Below are 5,011 nucleotides of genomic sequence, written 5' to 3' on the forward strand. Positions count from 1 at the left end.
AAGAAAATAATTTCCCATCCAACAGTTAAAAAGTTGTTGTTTCTAAAAATCAGATGTTCAGTAGACCCTAATTAAAGGTAATTCTTATTTTGCTTTTGCCTATCAGGGAATTGATCTAGTGTTTAATGCTATTTCAGGTATTCTTGTCACTTTTTTTGGAGTAGTTTTGTTATATCTAGCCGATTCCATTATTTTTGCGATGGCAGCAATATTGTTTAGTTTGATACAATTGCCTAGAAAGGTTGAACAAAAAGATAGCAGAACTGGAAAACAGAAGATTTTGCAATATATTACTGACTTAAAGGAAGGATTTCGTGTTGTTTATCGTTCATTAATTGCTGTATTTTTAATTGGTTCGATTGTTGCAAATTTTTGTATCGGGGCTGCTATGGCAATTTTGCCATCCCTTGCAGATGTACGGGGAGGTCCGATGTTTTACGGTTTTTATTTGGCAGCTATGTCTGTTGGTGGATTAGTTGGTGCATTATGCGGATCGTGGATGGGAAGATTTCGGTTAGGTATTTTTGTAACAATATCCTTTTGTTTTAGTGCACTATTGTGGATCCTTGCAGCAATATTTCCGATTACATCTATCGCTATAGTATGTTTTGCTCTTGCATGGATTCCCATTGGTGGTACAAATGTCATTTTTGCAACAACGTTACAAACCGTAGTTCCACACGAACTCTTGGGGCGTATAAATACAGTATCTGGTAGTATGAGTGCGATTGCTATGCCAATTGGTTCCATAGTTGGTGGTTATGTTGCTAGTGTAACCAGTAGTACTCTAACATTTTCTTTTGCAGGGTTAGGATTTCTATTTGTTTCTATCGTTTGGCTTTTACATTCACGCTTAAGAAGATTACCGAAGTTAGCAATGCTTACAGGAGATTTAATGGGAATTCACATAAATAAGCCTTCATTGACGGCGGAAGGTAAAGATTACTAACTGACATAACCGAACGATCTTTCTCCTTCAGTGGATTCTACTAATCGATTGGTCTCCCCTGTACTGGAATGAGTAATAGAATAGATAGAGGTAGCAAGTACCATATGATATTTATACGTCATTTATCGCTTCGTGGGGAGTTTATTCTGTTTAAACACCACATAGGCATTTGAATTCCTTTTTATGCTATATACAACATCTTTTTTGTCCTCAATTAGTTATTAAATATAAAATTCTGGTTGCTTGCTCCTTGAACCCAATTAAATTAGCCTATTGGTAACAGAACGCCCTTCATCAATATCTGGGATACATTCAAAGAATGTATCCCCATACCCATTACATTTTTAACGAAGATGCCAACTCGTTTAGCATGCATCGGCAAATCAAAGAATAATTGTTCCTTTTTACCATGCTTATATAGATTAGCAACTGTACCACATTTTGGGCAATAAGAAGGAGATGGCAATGTAGTTTCAACTAAGAACCTATAATCATATTCACTCTCCTTCATATCAAGAATCTTAAAACTTGGTAGATTGAGCATATTAATTGTCATTATTCCATTTTCCTTTGTTTTATTGAGCATTTAATAAGAAAATCATATGAATTGCACTTAAATAAGAAAGGCATTACTTAGCTATCGCAGTAATGCCTTCATTAGTACAAACAGGTTATTTAGAAAACAGTCCACAATTGCTTAGTATTTCATCTGTGCCAAGTAAGGTAGCTTCTACTATCCCCACATTATTGGTTTCCATGAAAGATTGTACTGCTTGGTAGCCTACTGCATAACCAGCAAATGGTGATAAGCCAACAGGTTGATAGCCTTGTTCTTTTGCAATGGTATCACCAAACATATAACTGCTGACCTCAGCAAACCCTTTAATATCTAAAGCATCCTTTATAACTTCTTTTGAATACTCCAAGTCCTCTTTATCAAAAGATGTAACCCAAGGTCCTAAAAGATCTTCTCCATAAAGTTCTTTTGCAAATGACTCAGCTAAACCCTCTATAATTAAGTAATCACCAACGGTAACGTCTCCATGATCCCAATCAAAATATGAAAAACGGATATTATGATGGAATTCATGTGCAATTACAGCAGGAATCCTTGGAATATTATAGGAGTTTGGGTAAATAGATACTTGAATAAACCCTGGAATTCCTCCAAAACCACAATAACCTTTTTGTAATTCGAGCTTCTTCGGGTCAGCTATATACATACCAAATCTCAATTCATCAGCATTAATATTTATATTATTTTTTTCAATAAAATTAATACAATGATTTAAAGTGCTATGTGCTGTTTGAAGAGCCTGAATTTCTTTTAAACTTTCTAATGCTTGTCTTCCAATTTGAGTATCTGATACATTAAGATAACCAAGCATATTTGTAGCCATTATTACATCATACCCATTAGGTTGCTTAGCCTTTAATGGAACATTAATCATATTCCACATCTTTTCAAAGGGCTTCATCATTGAGTACCGATAAAAATTTTCTTTATCTTCTTCCATTGAAAATAATTTTTCGTATTGTTCAATGGTATCCTCAATTATTATTTTCATTGCTACCACCTCTTATTTGATTATTCGTAAAGACCTTCATCGCCTCAATCATGAGTTTTGCTAAACCCTCACCATACTGATCTATATTTTTTGTGAAACGTTCATCATTAATATAGAGTTGACCTAATCCATAAAAGGTATCAAGGGAGTAGTTACTAAAGTTTTTATTTAAAAAGTCATACCATTCTTTAATTGTTGGTTGTACCTTTTAGGATTTGGGGCATTGATCACGAAGCCATGCAAGTTTATTGAAGATCATATCCCATCTATAAGGTAAATCATTTTGTTCATCTTGGACAATCCTTTAGTTTTGTGTATATCTCATCGATAGATTTATTTCCCCAACGAAGGCGAGCTTCTTCTTCAAATTGGTTGAATTCAACATTAATTCCCTCAAACCTCTCTTCATTCGTCATTTGTATTTCTCCCGCCATATGTTTAATCGTCTTATCAATGGTTTCAATCATTTTATCGACTTTATTTCGTTTCTCAATCAACATTTTTCGTTGTAAAATCAATGCTTCTTGTCGGTTAAATGAGGGGCTGTTAATAATCTTTTTAATTTCCTTTAAGGTGAATCCAAGTTCTTTGAAAAATAAAATTTGTTGTAATGTTTCAAGGTTTTCTTCTGAATAGAGCCGATAACCAGAATCAGTGATTTCTTTTGGGGACAACAATCCAATCTGATCATAATGATGAAGTGTACGAATACTAACACCAACCAATTCTGCCACTTCTTTTACCTTCATATCCATCACTTTGCGCCTCCTTCAATTACTACTATAAAGTATTACGTTACGTTAAAGTCAATAGAATGAAGATACTTTATGAAAAGGGATTTTGTATTGAAATATTGGGATGAAGTAACAGACCACGTGATAACAGGAAACTATGGTGTCGATTTTTCCACACTTATTAAGAAATTGGAAAAGGGAGACTTATAAGCCCTTTTCCACCACAAAATCCGAATACCCATTTTTTTGAAATATACCCATTCCCTTACATACGCCTATACTGATTAATATTAATCAGCCCCAATTTAGCCCCAAATACGTTCATTTTCATGCTTTAGCCTAAAAAATCAAGAAAAGTAAAAAAGCCTCGAATCCTTGATAAAACAAGGTCTCTAAGGCTTTTAATACGGTGCTTTGCAAAGCAATTTCCCTAACGTGAGTAATCAAAAAGTTAATTTGGATGATATTCACCATCTAGAAAATAATACAAGAACGTACTACAAAGAGCGATACATAAAGGAAAATGACTTGGAACAAAAATTAATTGTCACCTATTCACCTCTACCAACGGTACCAATCGTCCATTCGGGAAAAACAAATTGAACGAGTGATTTTAAAAAGTATTTGGACCATTCTAAAATAATTTTCTTTTTGAAAAGAAGATTAGTCTTTCATAAATCTTCTGGCAACCATAAATTGAACGATTGGAAATATGATAACTCCAATACAAAATGCAGAAAGCAAAAAGATACTGCCTAAATCAGATTCATTTATTTGACTGTATACAAACCAAAGAACAAATAGAAAAGCTATTAGAATATAGTAACTTATCTTTCCACTTATATTCTTAATTTGTTGGCCCATTTCATCTTCTTCAGCTTTTGAATCATCGCCCCATGTTGCTGAATAAAAGAATGTTAAAATAACAACAATCCATAGCAGAATATCAGGTGCTGGATTTTCACTATCATTTAAAAAATCTATAATATATAACCCTAAAAATAAAAGGGTGATAACACTTAAAACAATGCCAGTTAATACTTTTAGTTTTTTATTTCTCATTAGAATCCTCCTCGCTTTTGCTTTCTGCCAACTGAAATTGAAACAGCTCATCCACTGTTATATCTAGGATAGCTGCGATTTTAAATGCAAGAACAAGACTTGGATCATACTTATTATTTTCAATAGCATTTATTGTTTGTCTGGACACATCACATTTATTAGCAAGAAGTTCTTGTGACATTTTCTGTGTTTTACGTAATTCCCTGATACGATTTAACATTAGATGCCCGTTCCTCCCTCCTATTTGTCAAACATATTTTACATTTTTAATTATATTATGCAGCAAACAAAATGTCAAACATCTTATACATATAGTGATTGTAAGATAAATGAAACCTTGATCAGAGGAGAAATTTTGAAACATTAATACAGCTAGGATGTTGTTTAATAAGCGTCTCTTTTCTTTTTAAACTATAGCGTGATACTTTAACAATCGGGTCAGATTCCGGAGTAATAACGAATTTCCTAACAAAGGATATATAACAAAACACCTCCCGAACATTCGAGAGATGTTTCGCTCTTATTTGTTTACAATGCGATTGTACGTATTAACAGTTAATACATAATAGACTGCATAGATGATAACAAAAAAGACTATAGCCGTTAGAATAGGGACAATGAGATTGATTCCAATGAGATTAGACATAAAGTTGCTGGTAAAGTACAATGTCACACAACTGTGCAATATTCCTACGGTT

5 protein-coding genes and 2 pseudogenes are annotated in these 5,011 nt (G+C 33.5%); 2 read left to right on the plus strand and 5 right to left on the minus strand.

Annotated features, from left to right (window positions below):
* Window positions 1–73: 73 nt before the first annotated feature.
* Window positions 74–949: pseudogene (locus ACPYKA_RS05980) on the plus strand (MFS transporter); the annotation flags it as partial.
* A 265-nt stretch (window positions 950–1,214) separates the two neighbouring features.
* On the opposite strand, the gene ACPYKA_RS05985 reads toward ACPYKA_RS05980, so the two are convergent.
* From ACPYKA_RS05985 to ACPYKA_RS05995, 3 genes and pseudogenes are all read right to left on the minus strand, one after another.
* Complete coding sequence (locus tag ACPYKA_RS05985) at window positions 1,215–1,535, minus strand: transposase family protein (RefSeq protein ID WP_479541457.1); 321 nt, start codon at window positions 1,533–1,535, stop codon at window positions 1,215–1,217.
* An 85-nt stretch (window positions 1,536–1,620) separates the two neighbouring features.
* Window positions 1,621–2,517 (minus strand): DUF2268 domain-containing putative Zn-dependent protease, encoded by an 897-nt coding sequence (locus ACPYKA_RS05990; protein WP_033826649.1) that lies wholly within the window; start codon window positions 2,515–2,517, stop codon window positions 1,621–1,623.
* Window positions 2,501–3,272 (minus strand): annotated as a pseudogene (locus tag ACPYKA_RS05995) (MerR family transcriptional regulator). The gene ACPYKA_RS05990 and the pseudogene ACPYKA_RS05995 overlap by 17 nt, the downstream one beginning before the upstream one ends.
* A gap of 414 nt (window positions 3,273–3,686) precedes the next feature.
* On the opposite strand from ACPYKA_RS05995, the gene ACPYKA_RS06000 reads away from it, so the two are divergent.
* Complete coding sequence (locus tag ACPYKA_RS06000) at window positions 3,687–3,854, plus strand: hypothetical protein (protein ID WP_154665481.1); 168 nt, start codon at window positions 3,687–3,689, stop codon at window positions 3,852–3,854.
* Window positions 3,855–3,914: 60 nt separating this feature from the next.
* On the opposite strand, the gene ACPYKA_RS06005 is transcribed toward ACPYKA_RS06000, so the two are convergent.
* Both ACPYKA_RS06005 and ACPYKA_RS06010 read right to left on the minus strand, forming a co-directional pair.
* Window positions 3,915–4,313 (minus strand): hypothetical protein, encoded by a 399-nt coding sequence (locus ACPYKA_RS06005; RefSeq protein WP_033826648.1) that lies wholly within the window; start codon window positions 4,311–4,313, stop codon window positions 3,915–3,917.
* The gene (locus ACPYKA_RS06010; protein ID WP_033826647.1) at window positions 4,303–4,533 is read right to left on the minus strand and encodes a helix-turn-helix transcriptional regulator; all 231 of its coding nucleotides are present in this window, start codon (window positions 4,531–4,533) and stop codon (window positions 4,303–4,305) included. The genes ACPYKA_RS06005 and ACPYKA_RS06010 overlap by 11 nt, the downstream gene beginning before the upstream one ends.
* Window positions 4,534–5,011 lie beyond the last annotated feature (478 nt).

The organism is Pseudogracilibacillus amylolyticus (SeqCode) (assembly GCF_051918545.1).
Taxonomy (GTDB): domain Bacteria; phylum Bacillota; class Bacilli; order Bacillales; family Amphibacillaceae; genus Pseudogracilibacillus.

Bases quoted from the DNA above. Each gene is read 5' to 3' on its own strand.
- ACPYKA_RS05985 (WP_479541457.1), bottom strand. From the start codon at position 1,535: ATGCTCAATAAAACAAAGGAAAATGGAATAATGACAATTAATATGCTC.
- ACPYKA_RS05990 (WP_033826649.1), bottom strand. From the start codon at position 2,517: ATGAAAATAATAATTGAGGATACCATTGAACAATACGAAAAATTATTT.
- ACPYKA_RS06005 (WP_033826648.1), bottom strand. From the start codon at position 4,313: ATGAGAAATAAAAAACTAAAAGTATTAACTGGCATTGTTTTAAGTGTT.
- ACPYKA_RS06010 (WP_033826647.1), bottom strand. From the start codon at position 4,533: ATGTTAAATCGTATCAGGGAATTACGTAAAACACAGAAAATGTCACAA.